Origin of the sequence: Sediminicoccus sp. KRV36, from assembly GCF_023243115.1 — a bacterium.
Taxonomy (GTDB): domain Bacteria; phylum Pseudomonadota; class Alphaproteobacteria; order Acetobacterales; family Acetobacteraceae; genus Roseococcus.
Window position 1 is genome coordinate 3592982 of the sequence record NZ_CP085081.1, and the last position, 26541, is coordinate 3619522.

A 26541-nucleotide genomic window follows, 5' to 3' on the forward strand; every position below is an offset into this window, starting at 1 on the left:
GGTTTGCCGCAGGGCGACGCCATGCCAAGCTTGCGCCCTTGCTTGAGGGATTTCCGCGCATGGCCGATGCCGATCTGAACAGCGCCGCCTGGCGCGTGCCGCCCACGCGCTACCTCGCGTCACGCCCCGTGGAATATGCGCTGCCGGCGGAGCCCGTTTCATGCCACGTCACCATGCAGGATGGCTGCCGCCTTGCCGTGGATGTCTGGCTGCCGGAGGGCGCGCGGAGCGCCGTGCCCGCCATCCTGATCCACACCCCCTATTACCGCCGCTTCGCCATGCGCCCCGGCAGCGAGGGCGAGGCCTGCCCCAATGCGGCGAAATTCCGCGATGCCTTCGTGCCGCGCGGCTATGCGCTGGTGGTCGTGGATATTCGCGGCACCGGGGCCAGCTTCGGCACGCGCGACAGTTTCCGCTCCCCGCGTGAACGCGAGGATGCGCGCCAGATCAGCGACTGGATCGTGGCGCAGCCCTGGTCCGACGGACGGATCGGCGCCACGGGCATTTCCTATCCCGGTGCCGCCTCCGATTTCCTGGCCAGCACCGGGCACCCGGCCGTGCGCGCCATCATCCCGCTGTTTGCCGTCTGGGACACCTGGGCCGATCACTATTACCCGGGCGGGGTTTTCCTGAACCGCCTGGCCCAGGTCTATGACGAACTCATGGTCGCGATGGACCATGACCGGCGGGACCTGCTGTCCAAGGTGAGTTACTTTTCCAACCCGGACCTGGCCGGCCCCGCCCCCGTGGATGACGACACCGATGGCAGCCTGGTGCGCGCGGCCGTGGCGGAGCATCTCGGCAATTTCCGCATGCCCGATTTCATCACCGACCTCGCCTTTCGCGAGGAGGCGCTGCCCTATGATCCGGGCTTCTCCTCGGCGCAGATCAGCCCCTATGCGGTCAGCGCGTCCATCCCGAAGGATGTCGCGATCTACGCCGTCTCGGGCTGGCTGGATGGGGTGGGCTACGCCAATTCGGCCATCGCGCGCTACCTGACGATGCAGGGCAACCCCACGCATCTGCTGCTGGGCCCGTGGGACCACGGGGCGCGCTGCAATGTCTCGCCCTGGCGGTCGCGGATCGAGCCGGAATTCGCGCTGCTGGGCGAGATGCTGCGCTTCTTCGACGAATATCTGATGGGCCATGACACCGGCCTGCGCGACGAAGCGCCGATCCATTACTTTTCCATGCATGGCGAGAGCTGGAACGCCGCCGCGAGCTGGCCGCCGGTGCCGGACACCGCGCGGCTGCATTTCGCCCCCGGCGCACTCGGCACGGCGCCCGGCAGCAACAGCGTGGCCCACCACCCGAGCGACTTCGCCTGGGGTTCGGGCGATGGCACGCGCTATGAGCGCATCGCCGCCATCAATGCGCTCGACTACCACACGGACTGGACGGAGCGGCAGGCCGCCCTGCCCGGCTATGACACGGCCCCCTTCGAGCAGGATATGGTGCTCAGCGGCCATGTGATCGCCGAGCTGATGATCGCCTCCAGCGAGGCGGATGCCTCCATCCTCTGCTACATTTCCGAGATCGAGCCGGATGGCACGGCGCGCTACGTGACCGAGGGGCTGTTGCGCGCCCTGCACCGGCAGGAGGCGCCCAACCCGCCCGAATACCAATCCACCTGGCCCTTCCGGAGCTTCCACCGCGCCGACGCGAAGCCGCTCACGCCGGGTGTCGCGGAGCGCATGCGAATTCCCCTGCTGCCCACCTCCTGGGTGTTCCGGAAGGGCTCCGTGCTGCGCTTCTCGCTGGCGGGGACGGATGCGCATCACATCAAGCAGATCCCGCATGGCCGCCCGCCGGTGCTGAGCCTGCATCTGGGCCAATGCGCCCTCGATCTGCCGTTGAAACCCTTCGAGGAGTGACCCGCATGCGCCCCACCCGCCGCGCCCTGCTGACCCAAACCCTGCTCACCTTGCCGCTGGCCAGCACAGCCTTCGCGCAATTCCCGGCACGCCCCTTGCGCATGATCCTGCCGCAGCCGCCCGGCTCGGCGAATGACGCGGTGGCGCGGATCATCGCCGAGCCCATGGGCCGCGCGCTGGGCCAGCCCGTGGTGATCGAAAACCGGCCCGGCGCGAATGGGATGGTGGCCATCAACCTGCTGAAGCAACAGGCGCCGGATGGCACGGCGATGCTGCTCTCCGGCGTCTCGCAGCTCTCCTTCAACCCGCATCTCTATCCGAATCTGCCCTATGATCCGGTGCGGGATTTCACCTATGTGGCGCCCGTCACGGATGCGCCCTTCATCCTGATTGCCAGCAAGCGCTCGGGCATCACCAATGTCGCGCAATTGCTGGAGCGCGCGCGGGCCGAGCCGGGGCGACTGACCTATTCCAGCGCCGGCATCGGCAATTCGACGCATCTCTCGGTGGAAATGATCGCGGATCGCGCGAATGTGCGCTTCACCCATGTGCCCTATGCCGGGGCCGGCCAGGCGCTGACCAGCGTGATCTCCGGCGAGACGGATTTCATGATCATCGTGCTGGCCGTGGCACTCGGCCAGGTGCGGGCGGGGGCGGTTTCGCCGCTTGCGCTGGTCGCGCCCAGGCGGCTGCCCTTCCTGCCGGACCTCGTCACCCAGGCGGAGGCGGGCATCACAGCACCGCTCATGCCGGGCTGGTTCGGGCTGCTGGGGCCGGCCGGCGTGCCCGAGCCGGTCGTGGTCCAGGTGAATGCCGCCGTGCGCGCGGCCCTGGCCGATGAGAATGTGCAGCGGCGGCTGGCCGATGTGGTGCTGGTGCCCATCCCCGGCTCACCCGCCGAGCTGCTGGCGCGCATGCAGGAGGATAGCCGCGTCTGGGGTGAATTCATCCGCGCGCGGGGCTTGCGGCCGGAATAGCGGCCCTTGCCGAACCGCGCCGTCGCGCTGACACTGTGACGCGTAGGAAACGGAAACATCCCATGAAACTCGCCTATTCGCCTGCCAGCCCCTATGTCCGCAAATGCATGGCCTGCGCCATCGCCCGCGGCATTGATGCCCAGATCGAGCTCTGGACGGTGCCCACGGTGGACCCCTCGCTGGTGCCGGTGAACCCGCTCTCGAAGGTGCCCTCCCTCGTCACGCCCGAGGGGCAGTCGCTCTATGACAGCCCGGTGGTCTGCGAATATCTCGACAGCGTCGGCACAGCGCCCGGCCTGTTCCCGGCACCTGGCCCCGCGCGCTGGAATGCGCTGCGCCAGCAGGCGCTGGGCGATGGCATCATGGACGCGACGCAGCCGCGCCGCCGCGAAGTGGCCCTGCCGCAGGATGAGGGACGCATCACCTATATCCAGGGCCAGCAGCTCAAGGTGACCCGCGCGCTGGACTCGCTGGAAGCCGAGGCCGACACACTCGGCATGCTCACCACCATCGGCGAGATCACCATCGCCTGCGCGCTGGGCTATCTCGATTTCCGCTATGCGCATGAGCCCTGGCGCCCCGGGCACCCGAAGCTGGAAGCCTGGTATGCCAAGGTGGTGGCGCTGCCGCCGATGGCGCGGACCATGCCGCCCGCTGGATGACAATTGCGCGACGGGGGTTTTGGCCTGGCCCCCGTCGCGCCTAACATGCGCGGCGCCCACGGAGACCGCCGCCATGTCCGCCACCGACCCACGCCTCACCCAGATCGCCGAGCTGATCGAACTGAAGGCCGATGGCCAATACGGCCTCTCCGACATCAACCAGCGGCAGCACGCGCTGCAAGCCGCCTGGCTGGCCGAGCGGGCCGGATGTTCGGAGGCGCTGATCGCCGCCGCCCTGCTGCATGACATCGGCCACATGGTGCATAACCTCGGCGAAAACCCGGCCGAGGACGGCGTGGATGATGAGCATGAGCGGCTGGGCCATGAATTCCTCGCCGGCATGTTCGGCCCCGCGGTGACAGAGCCGGTGCGGCTGCATGTGGCGGCCAAGCGGTATCTCTGCGCGGTGGAGCCGGATTACTTCGCCAAGCTCTCCCGCGATTCCGTCCTCAGCCTGAGCCTGCAAGGCGGACCGATGTCACCCGAGGAAGTCGCGGCCTTCGAAGCGGTGCCGGAATACGCCGATGCGGTACAACTGCGGCGCTTCGACGAGCAGGCGAAGGTGAAGGGGCTGGAGACGCCGCCGGCTGCGCATTTCCTGCGATATGTGGAGCGGGTGATCCGGCCACAGTAGAAAAGGGCCTCCGGCGGCTGGGGCCGAAAGGCCCCAGACCCCGATTATTCTCGCTCTATCCCGGCCATGCGGACGACCTCGGACCAACGGGCGCGTTCCGCAGTCAGCATGCGGTCCATGTCCTCGGGGGTGCCGCCGACGGGCTCGGCGCCCCAGCTCAGCAAGCGCTCGCGCACCTCGGGGATGCGGATGATCTGGTCGATCTCGCTGGCAAGGCGGCGGCGGATGTCCATCGGCGTGCCGGCCGGGGCCGCATAGCCCAGCCAGGCATTGGCCTCGTAGCCGGCAATCCCGGCCTCCTGCAGCGTTGGCACATCCGGCAGCAGCGAAAACCGCCGCGTGCCACCCACCGCCAGCGGCCGCAGCGTGCCTGCCCGGAAATCCTCCAGGAAGGACGGCGCCTGCTCGATGACGAGCTGGATGCGCCCCGCCAGCAGATCGGTGCGGGCCGGGGCACCGCCGCGATACTGCACCATCTCCATCTCGACATTGCCGGCGAGCGCCCGGAACATCTCGACCGTGAGGCGCGAAGCCATGCCCGATGTGGCGAAGTTGATGGAACCCGGCCGCGCGCGTGCCAGCGCCAGAAACTCCGCGACCGTCGTGACGCCCAGCGAGGCCGGCACCACCATCACATAGGGGATCAGCGCGACCATGGAGACACCGACCAGGTCGCGCGCCGGATCATAGGGCAGGGTCTTGTAGACGAAGGGATTCACCGCCATCGGCCCCGGACTGCCGGCGAGCAGCGTGTAGCCATCGGGGGCGGCCTTCGCCACGGCATCCGCGCCCAATATGCCAAAGGCGCCGGCACGATTCTCGACCGCCACCTGCTGGCCCAGCGGGCGGGCCAGGTTCTCGGCGATGAGGCGGGCGATGAGGTCGGTGGCGCCGCCCGGCGCGAAAGGGACAACGACGCGCAGCGGGCGCGCAGGCCAGCCCTGCGCCCGCGCGAGCGAGGGCGCGGCCAGTGCGGCGAGGGTGGCGCGGCGAGAGAGGTTCATTCGGCGGCCCTCTGCATGAAGAAGCGGTTCTCCGGCCGCGCGAGGCCGAGATTATCGCGCAGGGTCCGGCCCTCATACGCGGTCCGGAACAGGCCACGGCGCTGCAATTCCGGCACCACCAGGCGAATGAAGCGCTCAAGCCCCGTCGGCACCACCGGGGCCGCGATCATGAAGCCGTCGCAGGCTTTCTCCAGGTACCAGCGCTCCATCAGGTCGGCCACCTGCATGGCGCTGCCCTTGAAGAAATTGCCGGCCATTTGCGGCAGGATGCTGCGATAGGTTTCGCGCACCGTCATCTTCTGCTCCAGGGCTTTCGCCACGATCGCCTTGCCGATGCCCGTCGGGCCGATGTGCTCGAAATCCAGCGCCGGGAAAGGGCCATCCAGCGGATAGGCGGACATCTTCACGCCGACCATCTTCGACAGGTAGTCGAGCCCCACAGCGGGCGGCACCAGGTCATCCAGTTCCTGCGCCAGATGATCCGCCTCCTCGGCGGTTTCGGCGGCGATGATGGTCACACCGCTCAGGATCTTCAGGCTCTCCGGGGTCCGGCCATGTTTCGGCAGCCGGCCCTTGAGGTCGGCATAGAGTTTCTGCGCGCGCTCGATCGTGCCCTCGATGGCGAAGACGCAATCGGCCGTGGCGGCGGAAAGTTCGCGGCCCGTCTCCGACTGCCCGGCCGAGAAGATCACCGGATGGCCCTGCGGCGGGCGCGGCGCATTCAGCGGCCCGGCCACCTGGAAATGCTTTCCGCGATGGTTCAGCGCATGCACCTTGCTCGGGTCGAGGTAGCGGCCGCTGGACTTGTCCTGCGGGAAGGCATCATCCGCCCAGGAATCCCAGAGCCCCTTCACGATGCCCGCGAACTCGGCGGCGCGCTCGTAGCGATCATCGCGCGGGACGTGTTCCTCATGGGAGAAGTTCAGCGCATCGCCAGGGTTGGAGGTGGTGACGAGGTTCCAGCCCGCCCGCCCCTTGCTGATATGATCCAGCGAGGCAAAGCGGCGCGCGACCGAAAACGGCTCGTCATAGGTGGTGGTGGTGGTGGCGACGAGGCCGATATGCTCGGTCACCATCGCCAGCGCCGAAAGCAGCGTCACCGGCTCGAACACACCCGGCCGGTCAGACGGGCTGGTGGCGGCGAACAGGTCCGGCTTGTCGAGGTTCCGGACGCCATTGCCGTCGGCGAGGAAGAGCAGGTCGAACTTCCCGCCCTCGGCGATGCGCGCGAGGCGCACGGCATTCTCCAGGTTGCTGGCGGGCTTGTCCCAGGCGGTGGGGTGGCGCCATTCGCCGACATGGGAGCCCTGGGCATTGGCATTGGCGGCGAGGATCATGGGCATGCGCGCACTCCTTTGCGCGCAGCTTCGCGCCGGAGGCTTGCCGCGCGCAAGGGTGGCTTGGGCCGGGCCGCGTCAATGCTGGCCGACGCTCCGCGTCAACGCTGGCCGACGCTCCGCGTCAACGCTGGCCGACGCTCCGCGTCAACGCTGGCCGACGCTCCGCGTCAATGCGGGGCGACGCGCCGCCGGACCATCCGCGTCTGCCCGGTGACGCCGCAAGCCTTTGCGCGCTCCAGCTGTGCGGCCGCTTGCGCCGCGGAGGGCAGCGGGTCCGAAATGACGACGTAGAGTCCCTGCACCAGGCCGTCATAGAAATTGCTCTCCTCGGCCGCGACCTGGATGCCGCAGGCCAAGAGCCGTCGCATCGTCGCAAGATCCGCGCGGTCACGCGTCGAGCTGTAGAGGTTGTGTGGCTGCGTGCCCCCCGTCTGGGCCCCGGTTTGGCAAGGAGCCACTGCCAACAGAAGACACAGCGAGAAGGATATCTTGAGGCGCGGCACAGGCATGTTCCTGACATTGATGGAGAGCCGCAGCCTATAGCGGGGCAGTTCAGGCAAGAAGCCGCCCGCAGCAGGCCGGGTTGTATTCACCGGCTGGCAGCGCGTTCCGGTTGCATTTTCGCATCCGGTATGATCGCATCGGGCGTCGGCGCGAAGGATATCCCCATGCCAGCCCAATTTTTCGGCGTCTATCGCGGGCGCATCGTGAACACCCAGGACCCGACGGCGTCCGGCCGCGTCCAGGTGACGGTCCCGGCCATCGCTGCCGTGAACGCACTCTGGGCGCCGGTTGCCGGGCCCTTCGCGCCGGTTCGTGCCGCGCCGCAGATCGGCGCCACGGTCTGGGTGGCCTTCGAGGCCGGCGACAAGGACCATCCCGTGGTGCTCGGCACCTCCCCCTGAGGTACTGCGCCCTGAGATGCTGGGCCCTGAGGTGCTGCGCCATGGGCAGGCTTCAGGCGGTGGCGACGGGCCGGCGCACGGCGGAAATCTTCTGGTTCATATAGACCCCGGCCAGCACCGGCGCATGCTTCGGGGCCTCGCCGGGCGCCACCGTGCCGGGCAGGGCCGCAACCGGCGCGTCGTAATTCGGATGGCAGAAAAAGCCGAGTGACAGGCGACGCATGGCCCAGCCCTCGCCTTCCGGGTTGACCACGCGATGCACGGTGCTGACCCAGCGCCCATTGGTCCATTGCTGCATCAGGTCACCGATATTGATCACATAAGCGCCGGGCGGCGGTTCAACCGGCGCGAAGCTGCCATCGGGGCGTTGCACCTGCAGCCCCGTGCCGCCCTCGGCTGGCGGCATCAGGATGGTCAGGCTGCCGAAATCACTATGCGCCCCGGCGCGCAGCTGGCCCGGGGCGGCGGGCGTGGTGCGGGCGCCATAATGCAGCGCATGCAGGGCGGCGAAATGATTATCGATCTTGTCGTCGAAGAAGCCGATCGGCAGGCCGAGCCCCACCGCGAAAGCGCGCATGAGCTCGCCCGAGAGGCGCTCCATCTCGCGGAAATAGGCGGTGAAGGCGGGGCGCAGCCCGGCCGGGCGCGCGGGCCAGAGATTGGGCTGGTAGAAGGGCCGCGCCTCGGGGATCGCGGCATATTGGCTGCCATTCGCCTCGGGCCGGCCCATCGAGAACAGCGAGCGCATGTCGGGCGGCGTTTCAACCCCGCGGGAGCGGGCCAGGGTATTGGTCTCGGGCGGCGTGTAGCCGCGCAGGAAGGTGCCGGGCGGGGGGCGCAGCGCCAGCTTTTCCGCCTCGGGCAGATCGAAGAACGCCAGCGATTCCCGGCGCACCTCGGCGATGAGTTCCGGCGGCACGGCATGGCCCTGCACGATGAGAAAGCCGATCTCACGGCAGGCCGCATCCACCTGCCGGCCGAGTGCTGCGATGGCGGCCGCGTCATGGCCGCGGATCGGGCTCAGATCCAGGATGGGAACCTCGGTCATGGCGTCTCTCCTGCGGTGGCGGCGATGATGGCGGCGAACCCGCCATCGGGTGGCCCTTGCGCTTCGGCTCCTCCCGAGACGAGGACCGCGCCATGGCCGATCAGCGCGCCCAGCATCGCCCCATAGGCGGCACGGGCGTGGCGGTGCATCGCCACGTCATTGTCTTCCAGCATGGCATGCGGCAGGCCCCGGATCAGCCCATCCCGCGGCGCATCGCCCTTGGAAATCGCGGCCAGCACCCGCGCGGATTGGGCATGCGGCAATTGCGGTGCTGCGATCAGGCCAAGCCGCGCGAGGATGGCCGCGGCACCGGGCGAATCCAGCGGGTCCTCCAGCAGCCCCGCCGCGATCGCGGCGCGCGGATCGCCGCCCGGGCCATTGGCGAGCAAAAGGATCTGCTGCCCCGGCCCGTCATGCCGGGCGACGACGAAGGCGCAATGCGCAAAGCAATCGGGCTCCTCCAGCGCGATCGCGGGAATCTGGCCGAGGGCCAGCGCAACACCCTGGGCAGCGGCGATGCGCACCCGCGCATCCTGCCCCGGCGCCGCCGCATCCGAAGGGGCGCGCACCAGCACGAGGCCGATTTCGGCGGGGTCGGTCAGGCCCAGTTGCGTCATCGCCGCACGGACCATGGCGGCCGTGGCCACGGCGTGCAGCACGCCCCCCTGATCCCGCGGGGCGATCACCGCGCGCTCCACCGCCGCCAGCAATCCCCGCGCGCCTGACCTGCCGCGCGACCAGACGACCAGATGCGGCGAGACCAGCCCCTCGGCCCCGCCGGAGACCAGGATGGGCACGCGCTCCGCCACCGCCTGCTCGGAGATCCCGAGGCGCCTGGCCAGGATGAGCCGCAGCAGCAGATCCACCCAGGGCTTGGTGAAATCATTGCGCAGCCCGTTGCCGCGCGTCTTGCACCAGATGGAGACGATGCCTGCGGGATCGAGCCGGCCATCGGCCAGCATGGCCTCGAAGCCTGCCAGGTCGTCAGGGGCCGCCATGGGCAGGCGGGTGGGAAAAATCGCCGTCATCCGGTCCATCAGGCCTCTCAGCGCGGGGTTTGATCTTGTCAGCAATCCGGGCGGCTTGCGAAGCGGCTTGCGGGGCTGCCTCGGGGCGGCGTCACAATTCGTGTCGCTCCGCTGCGCAAAAGCGATGCTATATGCTCCACATGACGCCGTCCGCTGCCCATGCCGCGATCCGCTTCGGCCTTGGGGCAAGGCCGGATGCGCCACTCCCGGACGACCCGAAGCCGTGGCTTGCCGCGCAGATCCGCCCGCTGGCCGAAGCGCCCGGGCCGAGCCTGGCCGAAATCCAGGCGATCCTCACCGACCGCAACCGGGAGCGCGCGGGGGAACTTCGCCGCGACCTGACCCGCGCCGAATCCCTGGCCTGGGCGCAGCGGGCGCTGATGACCGATGCGCCCTTCGCTGAACGCTGGGCGGATTTCTGGTTCAACCACCTCACCATCAGCCGCCGCGGTCCGGCCGCCGCCGCCTATGCCGGGAATTATCACCGGCTGGCCATCCGCCCGCATGTGTTCGGCCGCTTCGATGCCATGCTGCTGGCGGCGTACCGGCACCCGGCCATGCTGGCCTATCTGGACCAGGCGAGTTCAGTGGGGCCGGGCAGCCGGGGCGGCCAGCGCCGCAATGCAGGGTTGAACGAGAATCTGGCCCGCGAATGCCTGGAGCTGCACACCATCACGCCGGCCGGCGGCTATACCCAGGCCGATGTGGCGGCGCTGGCGCGCATCCTCACCGGCTGGTCCATCGCGCGCGGGGCCGAGCAGAATGAGCCGGCCGGCTTCATGTTCCGCGAGCCGGCGCATGAACCCGGCCCCAAGACCCTGCTGGGCCGCCAGTATCCGGAAGGGCTGGAGGCCGGCGAACAGGCCCTGCTGTTCCTGGCCAACCAGCCCGCCACGCATCGCGCCCTGGCGCGCAAGCTCGCGCGGCATTTCATCAGCGATGATCCGCCAGCCGCCGCCGTGGCCCGGCTCGAGACGGCATTCCGGACCAGCCAGGGTGACCTCGGCATCGTCGCGCGGGCCGTGATCGCCGAGCCGGCGGCCTGGCAGCCCCTCACCAAGATCAAATCCGGCCAGGATTATACGCTGAGCGTCATGCGCGCCCTTGGCATGCCGGAGCGCGCGGCCCCGGCCGTACTGGGGACGATGACGCGGCTGGGGCAGGCGCTCTGGGGCGCCCCCGCGCCGATCGGCTGGGGCGATGACGCTGCGACATGGGCGGTGCCCGAGCAACTCATGCGCCGGGTGGATTGGGCGAATGAGTTGGCCGGCCGCGCCGATGCCGGCCAGCGCCTGCCCCTGGCCGAGCTGGCGGAAAACCTGCTGGGCCCGCTGGCCCGTGCCGAAACCGTGGCCGCTGCCCGCCGCGCCGGCTCCGCGCAGGAGGCGGTGCTCCTGATTCTCGCCAGCCCCGAGGCGCATCGCCGATGAACTTACCCCGAGGCGCACCGCCGATGAGCTTAGCCCGAGGTGCCGCACCGATGATCCTGCAACGCCGCTCCTTCCTGCTCGGCCTCGCGGGGGCTGTCACGCTTGGCCGCTCGCGCCTTGCCGTGGCGGCGGCCGGGCCGCTGAGCGAGCGCCGGCTGGTGGTTGTGCTGTTGCGCGGCGCGCTGGATGGGCTGGCCGCGGTGCAGCCCTATGGTGATCCGGATTTCGCCGGCCTGCGCGGGCCGCTTGCCCTGCCCGAGCCGGGCCAGGAGGGCGGCGTCCTGGACCTTGGCGGCCGCTATGGGCTGCATCCGGGCCTGTCGCATCTGCATGCGCTCTACCGCCAGGACCAGGCGCTGATGCTGCATGCGGTGGCCGGCCCCTGGCGCAGCCGCAGCCATTTCGAAGCGCAGGACCTGATGGAGGCGGGCTCCACCCGCCGCCTGCCGGATGGCTGGCTGAATCGCGCCTTGGCGACGCAGGCGGAAAACCCCGAATCGGCGCGGCGCGGCCTCGCCGTCGGGCTGGATATCCCCCTGCTGCTGCGCGGTGCGGTGCGCGTGGGCAGCTACGCGCCGCCCGGGCGGACCCATGCCGAGCCCGAGATCCTGGCGCAGCTGGCCCATTGGCACGCAGCGGACCCCAGCCTGGGGCCGGCCTTCGCCGAGGGGCTGCGTGCGCGCGGCTTCTCGGCCGCCGTGCTGACCGGGCAGGAGCCACCGCCCGCTGGCACCCATGCCTTCGTGGCGCTGGCGGGTGCCGCCGGCCGGCTGCTCGCCACGCCGCGCGGCCCGCGCGTTGCCGCACTGGAGCTGGGCGGATGGGACACGCATGCCGGCCAAGCCGGCCGCATCATGGGCCCGCTGCGCGCCCTGGATGACGGCGTGGAGGCGCTGCGCGTGGCGCTTGGTGCCAGCTGGTCGGAAACGGCGATCTTGGTGCTGACGGAGTTCGGCCGCACCGTGCGGGTGAACGGCACGGGCGGAACGGATCACGGGACGGCCGGCGTGGCCATCGTGCTGGGCGGCGCCGTGCGCGGCGGCCGCGTCATCGCCGATTGGCCCGGCCTTGGCACCGGCCGCCTGCATGAGAACCGGGACCTGATGCCGACGCTGGACCAGCGGCGCATCGCCAAGGGGCTGCTGTCGCAGCATCTCGGCCTGGACCGGGCCGCCCTGGCCCGCGCCTTCCCGGATAGCGAGGATGCGACGCCACTGCGCGGCCTGCTGCGCGCCGAGGCATAGCGCGCTTCACAGCCTGCCATCCGCACCGGCCCTGACGACGCCCCATGAACCGCGGCCGCGCTACCGCGCCGGTGCCCCGGCCGCCACCCAGGCGATGATCTTGCCGCGCTCCGCATCGGTGATGTCAGTCACATTGCCGGGCGGCATGGCCTCGGTCTGCACCTGCTGGCGCATCGCGGCCGCCCAGCGCCGGATCTGCGCCGGGGTGTCCAGCATGACGCCCTTGGGCGCGGCCGCGATGCCCTCAAAGCTGGGCCGGGCCGCGTGGCAGGCCGCGCAACGGCTGGCGGCGATGCCTTGCACCTCCTCGAAGCTGGGCACCTCAGCACTGGCGAAGCGCGGGTCCGTGCGCGGCGCGACCAGCAGCGCGAGCAGCCCCAGCACCGCCACGCCGCCGGCCGGCAGCGCCCAGTTGGAACGGCCGGAATGCCGCAGCACGAAGAATTGCCGGATCAGCGCGCCGGCCAGCGCCACCAGGATCAGCACCAGCCAGTTGAACTTCGCCTGGTACAGCATGGGGTAGTGGGGACTGATCATCAGCAGCAGCACCGGCAGCGTCAGATAGGTGTTGTGAACGCTGCGCTGGCGGCCCCATTCGGCGTATTTGAGGTCCGGCGCCAACCCGGCCTCGATGGCCTTCACCATCTTCTTCTGGCCGGGGATGATCACCATCGCGACATTCGCCACCATGATGGTGCCGGTGATCGCGCCGAGCAGCAAGAAGGCGCCGCGGCCTGAAAAGACATGCGTGGCGATCAGCGCCAGGAGGATGAGCAGACCAGAGCCCGCCAGCAGCAATTTTCGCTCATCCGTCATGCGGCGGCAGAGCAGATCATACCCGACCCAGCCGGCGATGATCATCAGCAGCGACAGCGCGATGGCCAGCCAGACCGGCAGGTCCAGCACGGCGGGGTCAATCAGATAGGTGCTGGCCTGCCCCCAATAGATCAGCATGAAGAGCGAAAACCCGCTGAGCCAGGTCCAGTAGGCCTCCCATTTGAACCAGTGCAGCGTGGTGGGCATCGCGGCCGGCGCGCCCTTGTATTTCTGCTTGTGGTAGAAGCCGCCGCCATGCAGCGACCATTGCTCGCCACGCACCAAAGGGTTGCCGTCCTTCGGTGGCTCCAGGCTATTGTCGAGGGCGATGAAGTAGAAGCTGGCGCCGATCCAGGCGATGCCGGTGATCATGTGCAGCCAGCGCAGCAGCAGGTTGGCCCATTCGGCCAGATAGGCGGCGTCCAGCTCCATCAGCTGCCCCGATAGCTGGTGTAGCCGAAGGGCGAGACCAGCAGCGGCACGTGGTAATGCACCTCTTCAGCCAATCCGAAGCTCAGCGTCACCTCATCGAGGAAGGGGGGCTCGGGCAGGGTCACGCCGCGGGCGCGGAAATAGGCGGCGACCTGATAGACCAGCTGGTAGCGGCCAGGGACATAGCTGGCCTCGGGCAGGAGGTCGCCGGGCGCGCGGCCATCGGCGGTGGTAACGCCCTCCGCCAGCTTCACCCGCGCCTCCCCTTCCAGCCGATACAGGGCAAAGCCCATCCCGGCACCGGGGCGACCATGGGCCGTATCGAGGACATGGGTGGAAAGACGGCTCATGGTGAGACCTCTTGCTGCAAGGCGTGTGGCTGGCGTGACCGGAGTGGCGAAGGGCCTAGCGACACAGCTGCGCCGAGTTTGCCCAGAATCGGCATGCAAAGCGACCCCTGCGATGTGTGGCGGCCGCGAGGAATCCCCACGCGTGAGCACCCCTGTGAGCAGATTTTGGCACCCCCACCGGGCCATCTGCCACCAGGATGCGCAGATCGCTCTCCAGGCCCGGGCTTTCCCCAAACCGTGCCGCGCGGCAGACGAAGGAAGCCCTCCGCCGGGGACGTGCGCGCAGATGCCTTGGCGGATCTTCGTGACCGGGGCCTGAGAGCGCGAGGCGCGTGCGGTGGTGGGTCGGGAGGGGATCGAACCCTCGGCCGCGAGATTAAAAGTCCCGTGCTCTACCCCTGAGCTACCGACCCGATATCAGCGCGGAGCGATTGACCCGCTGAGCGGATCATTCTCTCCGGCGATGGCCCCGAGCGCGCCTTGCCCGCCCATGAGACGCGTCTGCGCTGCTCAAGGACAGGGTTCGAGGCCCCGGGGCGTGCATCCCGTGCGGCGCGAAACACACCGCACGGGCTGGATTGTCAAGCCAGAGCGCGTTTCGTTCGCAAGGGCTCACTTCACAAGCTCCAGCCCCTTGTTTTCGAGCACCCTTATCCGTTCATACGCTTCCGTCTGAACAGATGATGCTGTGGCGGCCCGATCCTGATGCGCCTCGTTCGCGCATCGGGTGAATCGGCCAGCCGGGCTTGAACGATCAGGTATCCGCCAGGACGCGCATGCGGATCAGACGGTCCGCCGGGGCCGGAACCGTCCCGCCGCCGCCCACGCCGCGCTTGATGCGGTCCACGAACTCCATGCCGGCCGTGACCTGGCCCCAGATGGTGTATTGCCCATCGAGGCTCGGCGTCGGCGCGAACATGATGAAGAACTGGCTGTTCGCGCTGTTGGGGTCCTGCGCGCGGGCCATGCCGCAGGTGCCGCGCAGGAAGCGCGCGCGCGAGGGCGGGCTGAACTCGGCGCGGATATCGGCGAAGCCGCGGTCGCGGAAGCCGCCCGTGCCGGTGCCGGTCGGGTCGCCGCCCTGCGCCATGAAGCCTTCGATCACGCGGTGGAAGGGCGTGTTGTCATAGAGGCCCTGGCGGGTCAGCGTCTTGATGCGCTCGACATGCAGCGGCGCCAGATCCGGGCGGAGCTGAATGGTCACGCGGCCATTATCCTTCAGCTCCATGATCAGGGTATTCTCACGGTCCGGGGCGGCTTGCGCCTCGGCTTCATTCGTCTCGGACATTATCGCTCCTGCTGCGATCAGGGTTGTGGTCATCAAGGCTCGGCGGTTCATGCGTGTCCCTCCGTTTGGGTGGTCATTTGGCGACTTTGGCCAACGTGCGTTCCAGCGTGAGTGCCGGCACGAAGCTGGAGACATCGCCGCCCAGTTGCGCGATTTCCTTCACGAAGCGCGAGGAAATGAAGTGGTTCCGCTCGCTCGCCATGAGGAAGACGGTCTCGATCTCGGGATCGAGACGGGCATTCATCCCGCACATCTGGAACTCATAGTCGAAATCCGAGACGGCGCGCAGCCCACGCACGATCATTTGCGCGCCCACCTCGCGCGCGAAGCCGACCAGCAGGCCGGTGAAGGGCCGCACCTCGATCACGCAGCCGGTGCGCTTGGCCACGGCCTCGGTTTCGGCGGCGACAAGCTCCGCGCGTTCCTCGATGGAAAACAGCGGCCCCTTGCCGATATTCATGGCGACACCGATCACCAGCCGGTCCACCAACCGCGCGGCCCGGCCGATGACATCAAGGTGCCCGTTGGTCACGGGGTCGAAGGTGCCGGGATAAAGGGCGACGCGCTCAACCATTGTCTTCGCCCTCCGCGGGCGCATCCTCGGCATCATCCTCGAGGACGGGGAAGCAGCTGGTCACGCGCTCCGCATCGTCCAGGCGTTGCAGCATGACGCCCTGGGATTGCCGCCCCGTTTGGCGCACCTGCTCGGCCTCGAAGCGGATGGCCTGGCCGCCATCGGTCATCAGCATGATGTGATCCCCCGCCTGCACGGTGAAGCTTGCCACCACGGCCGCGCCCGTTCGGCGACTGAGCGTGATGCCGTTGATGCCCTGCCCGCCACGCCCGGTGACGCGGTATTCGTAGGCGCTGCTGCGCTTGCCGAAGCCGCGATCCGTCACGGTGAGCAGGAATTGCTCCGCCGCTTCCAGCTCCGCCAGGCGCTCGGCGCTGAGCGTGATGTCCTGCGTGCCGGCCTCCTCGGCGTCATCAGCGATGGGGGCCTCACCCTCCTCGGCGCCTTCGCCGCGGCGCTTCTGCTTGAGATAGGCCGTGCGTTCCTCCACCGAGGCAACGACATGGCCGAGCACGGCGAGCGCGATCACCGCATCCCCCTTGCCCAGCCGGATGCCGCGCACCCCGGTCGAATCGCGGCCCGAAAAGACGCGCAACGTATCCGCATCCGCGACGAAGCGGATCGCCTTGCCCATGCGCGTTGCCAGCAGTACGTCATCGCCTTCGCGGCAGGTGGCCACGCCGATCAGCGAATCGCCCTCATCCAGCTTCATGGCGATGAGGCCGGAGGAGCGCACATTGCGGAAGTCAGAGAGCCGGTTGCGGCGCACATTGCCGTCACTGGTGGCGAAGACGAGGTGCAGATGCTCCCACAGGCTCTCATCCTGCGGCAGAGGCAGCACGGCCGTGACCGTCTCGTTCTCCTGCAGTTGCAGCACCTGGCGCAGGGAACGCCCCTTGCCGCCGGTGCCGCCCTCGGGCAGCTGCCAGACCTTCTCGCGGAAGGCGATGCCGCGGCTGGTGAAGAACAGCACCCATTGGTGCGTGTGGCCAACGAAGCTGCGCACCACCACATCATCGGCGCGCGTCGAGGCGGCACTGCGCCCGCGCCCACCGCGATGCTGCGAGCGGAACACATCGAGCGGCGTGCGCTTCACATAGCCATCGCGCGTCAGCGTCACGATCATCGAGGCCGGCGCGATCAGGCTCTCATCGTCAATATCGGCCGCGTAATCCACGATCCGCGTCAGCCGCGGCGAATGCAGCGTGGCGCGAACGGCGAGCAACTCCTCGGTCATCACCTCCATGCGGCGCGGGCGGCTGGAGAGGATTTCCAGCAGTTCCACGATGCGGGCACCGACTTCCTTGAGTTCCGCGTCGATCTTCTCGCGCTCAAGCCCGGTCAGGCGTTGCAGGCGCAGTTCCAGGATGCCGCGCGCCTGGGCTTCCGTCAGGCGCATGGTGCCTTCGGGCGAGAGCTCATTGCCCTCATCCTGCACCAGCGCCACCAGGGGGGCGACATCGGCCGCCGGCCAGTCCCGCGCCATCAGCGCCACGCGGGCCGAGGCCGCATCCGCACTCTCGCGGATCAGGCGGATCACCGCGTCGATATTGGCGACCGCGATGGCGAGGCCCACCAGGTTGTGCGCGCGTTCCCGCGCCTTCATGAGCCGATGGCGCGAGCGGCGGAGGATCACCTCCTCGCGGAAGGCGATGAAGGCCAGCAGCGCGTCACGGATGCCCATCTGCTGCGGGCGGCCGCCGTTGAGTGCCAGGAAATTCACCGGGAAGCTGATCTGCAGCGAGGTCATCCGGTAGAGCTGGTTCAGCACCACCTCCGCCACGGCTTCGCGCTTCAGCTCGATCACGATGCGCAGGCCCGAGCGGTCACTCTCATCGCGCAGGTCGGTGATGCCTTCGATCAGCTTGGAGCGCACCAGTTCGGCGATGCGCTCGATCAGGACCGACTTGTTCACCTGGTAGGGGATTTCGTTGACGATGATGGCCTGGCGCTGGCCCTTCATCTCCTCGATCACGCAATCGGCGCGCAGCGGGATGGAGCCGCGCCCCATCTCGAAGGCCGAGCGGATGCCGGCACGGCCGAGGATGATGCCACCCGTCGGGAAATCCGGGCCGGGGATGATGGCCATCAGCTCTTCGAGCGTCGTCTCTGGCTCGGCCACCAGCTTGAGCGTGGCGTCAATCACCTCGGTCGGGTTGTGCGGCGGGATGTTGGTCGCCATGCCGACGGCGATGCCGCCCGCGCCATTCACCAGCAAATTCGGGAAGGCGGCCGGCAGGACGCGCGGCTCATTGGCGCTTTCGTCGTAGTTCGGCGTGAAATCCACCGTGTCTTCGTCAATGCCCTCCAGCAGCGCGCCGGCGGCCTTGGCGAGGCGGACCTCGGTGTAGCGCATGGCCGCCGGCGGGTCGCCATCCATCGAGCCGAAATTGCCCTGGCCATCCACCAGCGGCACGCGCATCGAGAAGCCCTGCGCCATGCGCACCATGGCGTCATAGATCGCGCTGTCCCCGTGCGGATGATACTTGCCCATCACGTCACCCACCACGCGGGCCGATTTGCGGTGCGGCTTGTCCGGCGTGTAGCCGGCCTCATGCATGGCAAACAGGATGCGGCGATGCACCGGCTTCAGGCCATCGCGCACATCGGGCAGCGCGCGGCTGACGATGACGGACATCGCGTAGTCGAGGTAGGAGCGGCGCATCTCCTCTTCGAGGGCGATGGGGGCCACGTCCAGGGGCTTGGGGATTTCGTCGCTCAAAGAATCTTGGTCCTGGGTTTAAGGCCAGGGGCTCTGCCCCTGGACCCCGGCAGGAAACTTAGTTTCCTGCACCTTCAACAAATGGGGTGCAGGGGACTGGTCCCCTGCTGGGGGGCGAGGGGGGCAAAGCCCCTCGCAATCCCTCAGAAGGGAATATCATCATCCATATCCGGCTTCTTCCCCGAATCCCACCCCGCGCGCGGCGCGCCTGCCCGCGCCGGGGCCGAACTGCGCTCACCGCCGCCGCCGGAATAGCTGCGTTCCTCGCCCATATCGCCGCCACCCGAGGCGCGGCCGCCGACCAGCTGCAATTCGCCGCGGAACTGGCGGAGCACGATGCGCTTCGTCTTGCGCTCATTGCCGTCCTTGTCGGTGAAGCTCTGCGTCTCGATCTGGCCTTCGATGTAAACCTCGCTGCCCTTCTTCAGGTACTTCTCCGCGACGTCGCCCAGCCGGTCATTGTAGATTTCGACGTCATGCCACTCGGTGCGTTCCTGCTGATTGCCTTCGCGGTCCTTGTAGCGCTCCGAGGTCGCCAAGCCGAATTTCACGACCTTGCCGCCATTCTGGAAGTTCCGCACCTCGGGATCCTTGCCAAGGCGCCCCAGAAGAATAACCTTATTGATGCCGGCCATGGGCCAAGCCTCCTTGCAAATCGGTGTCGGAACCTAGCTTTTCCCAAGAGGCCGGGCCAGCCCCGGCCCTCGGCTTTGCACTCCCCCACGATATGGTGCAAAACCGCCCAGAACACAACGCGAACATTATCCCCCGGAGTGCTTTCCATGCCGCGCGACGCGCCCCCTGCCCCACTGGCCAAAGCGGGGCCGCCCAAGGCTGACCTCATCCGGATTCGCGGCGCGCGCCAGCATAATCTTAAATCGGTGGATCTGGACCTGCCACGCGGCAAGCTGGTGGTGCTGACCGGGCTTTCGGGTTCGGGCAAATCCTCTCTCGCCTTCGATACGATCTATGCGGAGGGGCAGCGGCGCTACGTCGAATCGCTCAGCGCCTATGCGCGGCAATTCCTGCAACTCATGCAGAAGCCGGATGTGGACAGCATCGAGGGGCTTTCACCCGCGATTTCCATCGAGCAGAAGACCACCTCGCACAATCCGCGCTCCACCGTCGGCACGGTGACGGAAATCCACGACTATATGCGCCTGCTCTGGGCGCGGGTGGGCGTGCCCTATTCGCCCGCGACGGGCCTGCCGATCGAAGCGCAAACCGTCAGCCAGATGGTGGACCGCGTGATGAACATGCCCGAGGGAACGCGGCTGCTGATCCTCGCCCCGGTGATTCGCGGCAAGAAGGGCGAATACCGCAAGGAGCTCTCGGAATATCAGCGCCGCGGCTTTGAGCGGGTGAAGATCAACGGCACCCTCACTCTGATCAGCGAGGCGCCGAAGCTCGACAAGAAGCTGAAGCACGATATTGACGTGGTGGTGGACCGCGTCGTGGTGCGGGACGGTCTGGCGCAGCGCCTGGCGGACAGCTTCGAGACAGCCTTGGCGCTGGCCGATGGCATTGCCTATGCCGAGACCGTTTCTGGCGGCGCCAGCGCCGACGCCGATGGCGGCGAGCGGACCGTGTTCAGCCAGAAATTCGCCTGCCCCGTCTCGGGCTTCTCCATCGAGGAGATCGAGCCCCGGCTGTTCAGCTTCAACTCGCCGCAGGGCGCCTGCCCCACCTGTGACGGCCTGGGCACGGAAAGCTTCTTCGACCCGGCACTCGTCATCCCCAACCCGGCGCTGAGCCTGAAGGAGGGCGCCATCGTCCCCTGGGCCGGCAATGCCAGCAGCCCCTATTATGACCAGACGCTGGTCAGCCTCGCCAAGCACCTCAAGATCGGCATGGAAAAGCCCTGGGAGGAGCTGCCGCCCGAGGCGCAGAACGCGATCCTGCACGGCACCGGCACCGAGCCCGTCACGCTGCGCTACAAGGACGGCCTGCGCGCCTATGAGGTGCAAAAGCCCTTCGAGGGCGTGATCAAGAACCTGGAACGCCGCTTCCGCGAAAGCGACAACCCCTGGGTGCGCGAGGATATGGCGCGCTACCAGGCCGATCGCCCCTGCCATGTCTGCCATGGCCATCGCCTCAAGCCGCAGTCCCTGGCCGTGAAGGTCGCGGGCTGCCACATCGGCGAGGCCTCGGCGCTGTCGATCCGGCGTGCGCGGGACTGGTTCGGCGCCGTGATGCCGACGCTGACACCGCAGCGCCAGGAGATCGCCCGCCGCATCCTGCGCGAGATCGAGGACCGTTTGCAGTTCCTCAACGATGTGGGGCTCGACTATCTCTCGCTCTCGCGCAGCAGCGCCACGCTCTCGGGCGGCGAGAGCCAGCGCATTCGCCTGGCCTCGCAGATCGGGTCCGGCCTGACGGGCGTGCTCTATGTGCTGGATGAGCCCAGCATCGGCCTGCACCAGCGCGACAATGAACGCCTGCTGGTGACGCTGCGGCGGCTGCGCGACATCGGCAATTCCGTCATCGTCGTCGAGCATGACGAGGATGCGATCCGCAGCGCCGATTACCTGGTGGATATCGGCCCTGGTGCGGGCAAGGCCGGCGGCACCGTGGTCAGCCAGGGCACGCCCGAGGAAGTCACGGCCGACCCCAACAGCCTGACCGGCGCCTATCTCTCGGGGCGCCGCGAAATCCCGATGCCGGCGCAACGCCGCGCCTTCGACAAGAAGCGCCTGCTGCGCGTGGTGGGGGCCACGGGCAACAACCTGAAGGACGTGACCGCCGAATTCCCGCTCGGCACCTTCACCGCCGTCGCCGGCGTCTCGGGCGGCGGCAAATCCACGCTGGTGATCGAGACGCTGTTCAACGGCCTCTCGCGCAAGCTGATGGGCGCCTCCGTCGTGCCGGCACCGCACCAGCGCATCGAGGGGATCGAGCTGGTGGACAAGGTGATTGATATTGACCAGTCGCCCATCGGCCGCACGCCACGTTCCAACCCGGCCACCTACACCGGCCTGTTTGCCCCGATCCGCGACTGGTTTTCCGAGCTGCCGGATTCACGCGGCCGCGGCTACAAGCCCGGCCGCTTCAGCTTCAACGTGAAGGGCGGCCGCTGCGAGGCCTGCCAGGGCGACGGCGTCATCAAGATCGAGATGCACTTCCTGCCCGATGTCTACGTCACCTGCGACACCTGCAAGGGCAAGCGCTACAACCGCGAAACCCTGGAAGTGAAGTTCCGCGGCAAGTCCATCGCCGATGTGCTGGACATGACCGTGACGGAGGGGCGCGAGTTCTTCTCGGCCGTGCCCAGCATCCACGAAAAGCTGCGCATGCTGGAGGAGGTGGGGCTGGGCTACATCCATCTCGGCCAGCAGGCGACGACACTTTCGGGCGGCGAGGCGCAGCGCATCAAGCTCGCCAAGGAGCTTTCGCGCCGCGCCACCGGCCGCACGCTCTACATTCTGGATGAACCGACAACCGGCCTGCATTTCGAGGATGTGCGCAAGCTGCTCGATGTGCTGCACGCGCTGGTGAATACCGGGAACACTGTGGTGGTGATCGAGCATAATCTGGAGGTCATCAAGACGGCCGATTGGGTGCTCGACCTCGGCCCCGAAGGCGGTGAGGGCGGGGGGCGCGTGGTAGCTTCCGGCACGCCGGAGGATATCGCGGCCAACCCCGAGAGCCATACGGGGCGCTTTCTCAAGCCCATCCTGGCACGGCATGGACCCGTAGCGGCAAAAGCGAAGCGCGCGCGCAAGGCATAACCCCCCCCGGGCCGCTGCCGCGAAGATCAGGCAGGGCAGCGCAAGGTCGCGCCGTAGGACACGCCGCCCGGTGCATTCACGCTGGTCTGGCGGTAGACGCCTGTGATCGGCCGCAGCACGGATGATGCCGTCACGCAGAACAGGCTGCCTTCGGAATTCGGCAGGACCCCGGCGATGGCGGAGTTCAACGTCACGATACGGGCATGGGCAACGACCCCGCCAAGGACGATCCCGCCCGCGATGAAACCAGCAGCGAACATCGCGACAGGGGAAGCTTTCATGACCATGGTCTCCTTCAAGCCGTGACCATGCCGGCCTTGTGCCGGCCGCGGCAATGGCACGGCGCCGATCAGCCCGATCGCCGGCGCCGATGGCCGCCTGTGGCATCGGCCATTCCGCCGTGGCGCGGGGTGGCCAGCCTAGTCACCCCGCGCTTGGGCACGCCTCAGCGCCAGCCACGCTGATGGCCGCCCTGCCAGCCGGGGTTGTAGCCCCCGCGATACACCGGCTGCTGATAGGCATAGGAGCGGCCATAGCCGCCGCCGCCATACTGGCCGCGATGATGCGGCCCGACGCAGGCGCTCAGCGTCGTCAGCAGGAGGATGGCACCGGCCACGCGGACCAGGGGGGATTGGGAAAAAAGCTTGGCCATGACGGCCTCCGGAAGCGACGGGGTTGCATCTGTCGCTGAGGGAGAGAAAAGCATCGCCGCAAGGCGCGACCACGCCCGAATCAAGGCCGAATCAAAGCAGCTTCGTCGCCAGCATGATGTCGGCATCGTCCAGGCTGCGGCGCAGCGTGAAGCCCAGCTTGCGCATGAAGCCCTGCATGGGCGCGTTGTCCGCCAGCACATGCCCGACCAGTTCCGTGATCCCCTCGGCCCGTGCCCAATCCATGGCGCGTTCCATCAGGTGGCGCGCCAGCCCGGTGCCCTTGGCCGCCGGGCTCACCACCACGGCGAATTCGGCGGCGTTGCCGCTTCCTTCGCGGATCACGCGGGCAGTGCCGAAATTCCGCCCCTCCCGCGTGGCGATGAAGGCCATCTCCCGCCCGTAATCAATCTGCGTCAGGCGGGCGAGCATGGCGGGCGGCAATTCCTTCATGGTGGAGAAGAAGCGAAACCGCACATCCTCGGGCGGCAATTCGAGGAAGAAGGCGCCTTGCGCCGCGGCATCCTCCGGGCGGATGGGCCGCACCTCGAACAGGCTGCCATCGCGCCCGGTGAAGCCCGCCACCAGCTCCGCCGGATAGGGCGGAATGGCAAAGAGCGCCGCCTCCCCCGCCGCCCGCAGCCGGATCGCGGCATCCGCCGCCAGCACGCCCGAGGCATCGGCAAAAAGCGGATTGACGTCGAGTGCCGCGATCTCGGGGAAATCCACCTGCAGCTGGCTGATCCGCACCAGCGCGTCGGCGATGGCCGGCTCATGCACCGGTGGCCGGTCGCGAAAGCCCGGCAGCAGCCGCGCAAGCCTGGTGCGCGCGATCAGGCCATGCGCCAACGAGAGATTGAGCGGCGGCAGGTCCAGCGCTTCATCGGCCGCGATCTCGGCCGTGGTGCCGCCCTGGCCGAAGCCGATCCAGGGGCCGAACATCGCATCCTCGGCCAGGCGCAGGCGCAACTCCATGCCGCCGCGCCGCGCCATGCGCTGCACCAGGAAGCCCGCCATCGCGACACCCGGCGCACGCCGCGGCACCTCCTCGGCCATGAGTTCGGCGGCCGCGCGGACGCTGTCGAAATGCCGCAGGTTCAGCACCACGCCGCCCGCTTCGCTCTTGTGGCGCAGCAGGGCGCGCGCCTTGAGCGCCACGGGCGGGCCGAGTGCCACGGCCGCCACGGCGGCTTCCGTCGGGGTCGTGCAGATGCGCGGCGGCAAGGTCGCGATGCCATAGGCGGCCAGCACGGCCAGCGCCTCATCCTCGAACAGCTCCAGCCGGCCAGCCGCGCGCACCGCCGCGAACAAGGCGCGCACCACAGGCCGGTCGGGCGTCAATTCCAGCACATCCGAGGCCGGGAGTTCCGCGGCCGTCGCGCGGTTGCGGCGCTCGGCGGCCAGGTGAGCGGCGCCGCGCACCACGCCCTCGGGCGTGTTGAAGACCGGCAGCCCTGCTTCGGAGAGTGCCGCGCGCTCGCCCTGGGCGCTCGCCTCACCCGCCCAGCCGAGCAGGATGGGCGCGCCACGATTGCCGCGCGCGGCGGTGGCAAAGGCCTCGATGGGGGCGGCGTCCTGCTCCGGCGCATGCAGGGCGATCACCACATCCACCTCGGCGGCACCAGCCAGCAGCCGGGCGGCCTGGGCCAGCCCCGCCCCGGCCCGGCTGCCGAGCGAGAGCGGGTTGCGCACCTCCCACCCCTCGGGGATCAGCGGGCCGAGTGCGGCCTGGGTTGCCGCGCTGAATTCCGCCAGGCGCAGCCCATGCCCCAGTGCGGCATCCGCCGCGAGCCGCGCCACACCCAGCCCATTGGCCAGGATGGCAATCCGGTCCGCCTGGCCCGCCCCGCCGCGCGGCTTGGTGCGGGCCAGGGTTTCGGCCGCGGCCAGCCATTCCTCGAAGCCTTCGGCGCGCAGCACGCCGGCGCGGCGCAGCACGGCGGCCATCACGCCATCGGCGATGCCGCTCGGGTCATCCATGCGGCCACCCGCGCGCAGCGCCAGCACCGGCCGCGTCCGCGCCACCGCCCGCGCCGCCGAGACGAAGAAGCGCCTTTGCTTGATGCGGCGGATTTCCAGCATGACGCAGGCCGTCCCGGTATCACGCGCCAGCCAGTCGAGCCCGGAAGCAAAGCCGAGCCCGTCATTGGAACCGATGCCGATGATGTGGCTGAAGCCCAGCCCCTCGGCCGCGGCCCAGTCGATCACGGCGCGCGCAATGGCCGAGGATTGCGCCATGAGCGCCAGTTTCCCAGGCCGGATCGGCAGATGCGACAGCGTGGCGTTCAGGCCGATGCCGGGCAGGGCGAGGCCGAAGCTGCGCTCGCCCACCGCCTGCACGCCGGCTTGCGCGGCCATGGCGGCAAGGCCCGGAGCGGCGGTCGGCACGATGGCCACGAAGCAGCCCATGGCGGCAATCCGCGCGAGCTCCGTGGCCTGCGCCTCGGGCCGGACGCACAGGACGGCCAGGTCCGGCGTGCCCTCGGGCGTGGCGAAACCATCGCCCATCAATTGGCCGTGAAAGCCGCCCGCCGCCAGGTTGCGGGCCAGGACGGCCGATTCCGGCAATTCGGGGTCGGCGCGGAACCACACCGAGCGCGGCTGGAAGAAGGCCGTCTCGCGAAAGCCTTTGCCGGGCCGGCCGGTGAGCAGGAGGGACATGGCAACAGCATATCAGGCGCGGCGGCCCGATGGGAGGTTTCCGCCTTTGCCCGTCCTGATCTAGGCTTTGGCACAGAGCGGCCCGAGCCGCCGAAAACACAGGGAAGAACGACCATGCGAAGCCTCCTCGCCGCCTTTGCGCTGCTGGTGCTTGCCTTGCCCTCCCTCGCCTCGGCCCAGGCGCCCATCACCCTTGTGGTGAATTTCGTGGCGGGCGGCCCCTCGGACCTGATGGGGCGGCTGCTGGCGCCCGAGCTCTCGGCCGCCATGGGCACCCAGGTGCTGATCAAGAACAGCGCCGGCGCGGCCGGGGGCATCGGCGCGGCGGAAGTGGCCCGCGCCCGGCCGGATGGCGCCACGCTGCTGCTCTCGCCCATCGGCGCCATGGCGATCCAGCCGCATTTCCGCGCCGACCTTCCCTATCGCCCGGCCGATTTCGCGCCGATCTGCCAGGTGGCCGACACGCCCGTGGTGGTGATGTCCGCACCGGGCAGCCCGCTGCGCAGCCTGGCGGAAGTGGTCTCCCGCGCGCGTGAGGCGAATGGCGGCTTCAACTTCGCCTCCACCGGCCCGGGCTCGCTGCCGCATATCGCCACGGTCGCGCTGGCCCGGGCGGCAGGCGTGCCGATGACCCACATCCCCTATCGCGGCAATGCCGAGGCGGTGACGGCGCTGCTGCGCGGCGATGTCAGTATCTTCGCCGATCAGCCGGGCACGCTGCGCGCCAACAACCTGCAGGCCATCGCCATCCTGGCCGAGCGCCGCACGGCGGAATTCCCGGACACGCCCACACTGCGAGAGCAAGGGTTGGACATGGTCTATTCCATCTGGTCCGGCATCTTCGCCCCCGCCGGCACGCCGCCCGAATTCCTGGCGCGCATGGAGGCCGCCTGCGAGCGCGCACTGCGCTCCCCTGCCGTGATCGAGGGCTTCCAGCGGCTGGCGACCCCCATCGTCTTCCGCAACCAGCGCGATTTCGGCGCCTTCTGGCAGGGCGAGCTGGAGAAGTTCCGCGGCATCGTGCAGGCGGCGGGAATCCGGCCCGGCGACTGAAGATGCGGCGAAGCATCGACGCCATCCCGCCGCAGCGGCGGGAAGCCAGATCCCGGCTTCGCGGGATCCAGCAGCCGCGTGCATGAAGCTGTCGCGCCAGCGATGGCAGCCAACAACCCAT

General features: G+C 68.7%; 23 protein-coding genes and 1 tRNA gene. 9 read left to right on the forward strand and 15 right to left on the reverse strand.

Translation table 11 applies throughout. The annotated features are described in order from the left end of the window. Nucleotides 1-59: 59 nt before the first annotated feature. The 4 genes from LHU95_RS16950 (at nucleotide 60) to LHU95_RS16965 (ending at nucleotide 4147) form a co-directional block, all read left to right on the forward strand. Entirely contained in the window at nucleotides 60-1874 is a 1815-nt protein-coding gene (locus LHU95_RS16950) for a CocE/NonD family hydrolase (RefSeq protein ID WP_248708137.1), read from the forward strand. A gap of 5 nt (nucleotides 1875-1879) precedes the next feature. Beyond that, the gene (locus LHU95_RS16955; RefSeq protein WP_248708138.1) at nucleotides 1880-2851 is read left to right on the forward strand and encodes a tripartite tricarboxylate transporter substrate binding protein; all 972 of its coding nucleotides are present in this window, start codon (nucleotides 1880-1882) and stop codon (nucleotides 2849-2851) included. Between the two features lie 62 nt (nucleotides 2852-2913). Then, nucleotides 2914-3513, forward strand: a complete 600-nt coding sequence (locus tag LHU95_RS16960) for a glutathione S-transferase N-terminal domain-containing protein (RefSeq protein WP_248708139.1) — start codon at nucleotides 2914-2916, stop codon at nucleotides 3511-3513. 73 nt (nucleotides 3514-3586) lie between these two features. Then, on the forward strand, nucleotides 3587-4147 hold the full coding sequence (locus tag LHU95_RS16965) for a phosphonate degradation HD-domain oxygenase (protein ID WP_248708140.1): 561 nt from the start codon (nucleotides 3587-3589) through the stop codon (nucleotides 4145-4147). Between the two features lie 44 nt (nucleotides 4148-4191). Here the strand turns inward: LHU95_RS16965 and LHU95_RS16970 are convergent, their stop codons facing one another. From LHU95_RS16970 to LHU95_RS16980, 3 genes are all read right to left on the reverse strand, one after another. Next, nucleotides 4192-5151: a tripartite tricarboxylate transporter substrate binding protein gene (locus LHU95_RS16970; RefSeq protein ID WP_248708141.1), complete on the reverse strand. Its 960-nt coding sequence runs from the start codon at nucleotides 5149-5151 to the stop codon at nucleotides 4192-4194. Beyond that, nucleotides 5148-6494: an LLM class flavin-dependent oxidoreductase gene (locus tag LHU95_RS16975; protein ID WP_248708142.1), complete on the reverse strand. Its 1347-nt coding sequence runs from the start codon at nucleotides 6492-6494 to the stop codon at nucleotides 5148-5150. The genes LHU95_RS16970 and LHU95_RS16975 overlap by 4 nt, the downstream gene beginning before the upstream one ends. 164 nt (nucleotides 6495-6658) lie before the next feature. Next, entirely contained in the window at nucleotides 6659-6859 is a 201-nt protein-coding gene (locus LHU95_RS16980; protein WP_248708143.1) for a hypothetical protein, read from the reverse strand. 300 nt (nucleotides 6860-7159) lie between these two features. On the opposite strand from LHU95_RS16980, the gene LHU95_RS16985 reads away from it, so the two are divergent. Next, nucleotides 7160-7396 (forward strand): phage baseplate assembly protein V, encoded by a 237-nt coding sequence (locus tag LHU95_RS16985; protein WP_248708144.1) that lies wholly within the window; start codon nucleotides 7160-7162, stop codon nucleotides 7394-7396. A gap of 52 nt (nucleotides 7397-7448) precedes the next feature. Here LHU95_RS16985 and LHU95_RS16990 read toward each other — a convergent pair whose 3' ends face one another. Both LHU95_RS16990 and LHU95_RS16995 read right to left on the reverse strand, forming a co-directional pair. After that, entirely contained in the window at nucleotides 7449-8444 is a 996-nt protein-coding gene (locus LHU95_RS16990; RefSeq protein ID WP_248708145.1) for a 2-oxoglutarate and iron-dependent oxygenase domain-containing protein, read from the reverse strand. Next, nucleotides 8441-9481: a ring-opening amidohydrolase gene (locus LHU95_RS16995; RefSeq protein ID WP_248708146.1), complete on the reverse strand. Its 1041-nt coding sequence runs from the start codon at nucleotides 9479-9481 to the stop codon at nucleotides 8441-8443. The genes LHU95_RS16990 and LHU95_RS16995 overlap by 4 nt, the downstream gene beginning before the upstream one ends. A 131-nt stretch (nucleotides 9482-9612) precedes the next feature. Here LHU95_RS16995 and LHU95_RS17000 point away from each other — a divergent pair, with 131 nt between their 5' ends. Together LHU95_RS17000 and LHU95_RS17005 are read left to right on the forward strand one after the other, a co-directional pair. Next, nucleotides 9613-10902 carry a DUF1800 domain-containing protein gene (locus LHU95_RS17000; RefSeq protein WP_248708147.1) on the forward strand — a complete coding sequence of 430 codons (1290 nt, stop codon included), beginning with the start codon at nucleotides 9613-9615 and terminating at the stop codon, nucleotides 10900-10902. A 23-nt stretch (nucleotides 10903-10925) separates the two neighbouring features. Further along, a complete protein-coding gene (locus tag LHU95_RS17005) occupies nucleotides 10926-12146 on the forward strand; it encodes a DUF1501 domain-containing protein (protein WP_349292630.1) in 1221 nt (406 codons plus the stop codon). Between the two features lie 60 nt (nucleotides 12147-12206). Here the strand turns inward: LHU95_RS17005 and LHU95_RS17010 are convergent, their stop codons facing one another. From LHU95_RS17010 to ssb, 7 genes are all read right to left on the reverse strand, one after another. Then, entirely contained in the window at nucleotides 12207-13394 is a 1188-nt protein-coding gene (locus tag LHU95_RS17010; RefSeq protein ID WP_248708148.1) for a urate hydroxylase PuuD, read from the reverse strand. Beyond that, nucleotides 13394-13744: a hydroxyisourate hydrolase gene (uraH, locus tag LHU95_RS17015; protein ID WP_248708149.1), complete on the reverse strand. Its 351-nt coding sequence runs from the start codon at nucleotides 13742-13744 to the stop codon at nucleotides 13394-13396. The genes LHU95_RS17010 and uraH overlap by 1 nt, the downstream gene beginning before the upstream one ends. Nucleotides 13745-14082: 338 nt before the next feature. Continuing rightward, a tRNA-Lys gene (locus LHU95_RS17020) sits at nucleotides 14083-14157 on the reverse strand. A gap of 341 nt (nucleotides 14158-14498) precedes the next feature. After that, nucleotides 14499-15032, reverse strand: coding sequence for a peptidylprolyl isomerase (locus LHU95_RS17025; RefSeq protein WP_248708150.1), 534 nt, complete (start codon nucleotides 15030-15032; stop codon nucleotides 14499-14501). A 73-nt stretch (nucleotides 15033-15105) separates the two neighbouring features. Next, entirely contained in the window at nucleotides 15106-15606 is a 501-nt protein-coding gene (gene coaD / locus LHU95_RS17030; RefSeq protein WP_248708151.1) for a pantetheine-phosphate adenylyltransferase, read from the reverse strand. Beyond that, a complete protein-coding gene (gene gyrA / locus LHU95_RS17035; protein WP_248711578.1) occupies nucleotides 15599-18271 on the reverse strand; it encodes a DNA gyrase subunit A in 2673 nt (890 codons plus the stop codon). The genes coaD and gyrA overlap by 8 nt, the downstream gene beginning before the upstream one ends. Before the next feature lie 200 nt (nucleotides 18272-18471). Continuing rightward, entirely contained in the window at nucleotides 18472-18963 is a 492-nt protein-coding gene (gene ssb, locus LHU95_RS17040) for a single-stranded DNA-binding protein (protein WP_248708152.1), read from the reverse strand. Between the two features lie 147 nt (nucleotides 18964-19110). Between ssb and uvrA the strand changes: the two genes are divergently transcribed. Beyond that, entirely contained in the window at nucleotides 19111-22056 is a 2946-nt protein-coding gene (gene uvrA, locus LHU95_RS17045; RefSeq protein WP_248708153.1) for an excinuclease ABC subunit UvrA, read from the forward strand. 26 nt (nucleotides 22057-22082) lie between these two features. Here uvrA and LHU95_RS17050 read toward each other — a convergent pair whose 3' ends face one another. From LHU95_RS17050 to LHU95_RS17060, 3 genes are all read right to left on the reverse strand, one after another. Then, nucleotides 22083-22355: a hypothetical protein gene (locus LHU95_RS17050; RefSeq protein ID WP_248708154.1), complete on the reverse strand. Its 273-nt coding sequence runs from the start codon at nucleotides 22353-22355 to the stop codon at nucleotides 22083-22085. A gap of 146 nt (nucleotides 22356-22501) precedes the next feature. Continuing rightward, a complete protein-coding gene (locus LHU95_RS17055; RefSeq protein ID WP_248708155.1) occupies nucleotides 22502-22708 on the reverse strand; it encodes a hypothetical protein in 207 nt (68 codons plus the stop codon). Nucleotides 22709-22799: 91 nt separating this feature from the next. Beyond that, a complete protein-coding gene (locus LHU95_RS17060; protein ID WP_248708156.1) occupies nucleotides 22800-25367 on the reverse strand; it encodes a GNAT family N-acetyltransferase in 2568 nt (855 codons plus the stop codon). A gap of 114 nt (nucleotides 25368-25481) precedes the next feature. On the opposite strand from LHU95_RS17060, the gene LHU95_RS17065 reads away from it, so the two are divergent. Continuing rightward, entirely contained in the window at nucleotides 25482-26420 is a 939-nt protein-coding gene (locus LHU95_RS17065) for a tripartite tricarboxylate transporter substrate binding protein (RefSeq protein WP_248708157.1), read from the forward strand. Nucleotides 26421-26541: the final 121 nt, after the last annotated feature.

Excerpts from the sequence above, each read along its gene's own strand:
- LHU95_RS16950 (WP_248708137.1), top strand. The coding sequence starts at position 60 with ATGGCCGATGCCGATCTGAACAGCGCCGCCTGGCGCGTGCCGCCCACG.
- LHU95_RS16955 (WP_248708138.1), top strand. The coding sequence starts at position 1,880 with ATGCGCCCCACCCGCCGCGCCCTGCTGACCCAAACCCTGCTCACCTTG.
- LHU95_RS16960 (WP_248708139.1), top strand. The coding sequence starts at position 2,914 with ATGAAACTCGCCTATTCGCCTGCCAGCCCCTATGTCCGCAAATGCATG.
- LHU95_RS16965 (WP_248708140.1), top strand. The coding sequence starts at position 3,587 with ATGTCCGCCACCGACCCACGCCTCACCCAGATCGCCGAGCTGATCGAA.
- LHU95_RS16970 (WP_248708141.1), bottom strand. The coding sequence starts at position 5,151 with ATGAACCTCTCTCGCCGCGCCACCCTCGCCGCACTGGCCGCGCCCTCG.
- LHU95_RS16975 (WP_248708142.1), bottom strand. The coding sequence starts at position 6,494 with ATGCCCATGATCCTCGCCGCCAATGCCAATGCCCAGGGCTCCCATGTC.
- LHU95_RS16980 (WP_248708143.1), bottom strand. The coding sequence starts at position 6,859 with ATGCGACGGCTCTTGGCCTGCGGCATCCAGGTCGCGGCCGAGGAGAGC.
- LHU95_RS16985 (WP_248708144.1), top strand. The coding sequence starts at position 7,160 with ATGCCAGCCCAATTTTTCGGCGTCTATCGCGGGCGCATCGTGAACACC.
- LHU95_RS16990 (WP_248708145.1), bottom strand. The coding sequence starts at position 8,444 with ATGACCGAGGTTCCCATCCTGGATCTGAGCCCGATCCGCGGCCATGAC.
- LHU95_RS16995 (WP_248708146.1), bottom strand. The coding sequence starts at position 9,481 with ATGGACCGGATGACGGCGATTTTTCCCACCCGCCTGCCCATGGCGGCC.
- LHU95_RS17000 (WP_248708147.1), top strand. The coding sequence starts at position 9,613 with ATGACGCCGTCCGCTGCCCATGCCGCGATCCGCTTCGGCCTTGGGGCA.
- LHU95_RS17005 (WP_349292630.1), top strand. The coding sequence starts at position 10,926 with ATGAGCTTAGCCCGAGGTGCCGCACCGATGATCCTGCAACGCCGCTCC.
- LHU95_RS17010 (WP_248708148.1), bottom strand. The coding sequence starts at position 13,394 with ATGGAGCTGGACGCCGCCTATCTGGCCGAATGGGCCAACCTGCTGCTG.
- uraH (WP_248708149.1), bottom strand. The coding sequence starts at position 13,744 with ATGAGCCGTCTTTCCACCCATGTCCTCGATACGGCCCATGGTCGCCCC.
- LHU95_RS17025 (WP_248708150.1), bottom strand. The coding sequence starts at position 15,032 with ATGTCCGAGACGAATGAAGCCGAGGCGCAAGCCGCCCCGGACCGTGAG.
- coaD (WP_248708151.1), bottom strand. The coding sequence starts at position 15,606 with ATGGTTGAGCGCGTCGCCCTTTATCCCGGCACCTTCGACCCCGTGACC.
- gyrA (WP_248711578.1), bottom strand. The coding sequence starts at position 18,271 with ATGCGCCGCTCCTACCTCGACTACGCGATGTCCGTCATCGTCAGCCGC.
- ssb (WP_248708152.1), bottom strand. The coding sequence starts at position 18,963 with ATGGCCGGCATCAATAAGGTTATTCTTCTGGGGCGCCTTGGCAAGGAT.
- uvrA (WP_248708153.1), top strand. The coding sequence starts at position 19,111 with ATGCCGCGCGACGCGCCCCCTGCCCCACTGGCCAAAGCGGGGCCGCCC.
- LHU95_RS17055 (WP_248708155.1), bottom strand. The coding sequence starts at position 22,708 with ATGGCCAAGCTTTTTTCCCAATCCCCCCTGGTCCGCGTGGCCGGTGCC.
- LHU95_RS17060 (WP_248708156.1), bottom strand. The coding sequence starts at position 25,367 with ATGTCCCTCCTGCTCACCGGCCGGCCCGGCAAAGGCTTTCGCGAGACG.
- LHU95_RS17065 (WP_248708157.1), top strand. The coding sequence starts at position 25,482 with ATGCGAAGCCTCCTCGCCGCCTTTGCGCTGCTGGTGCTTGCCTTGCCC.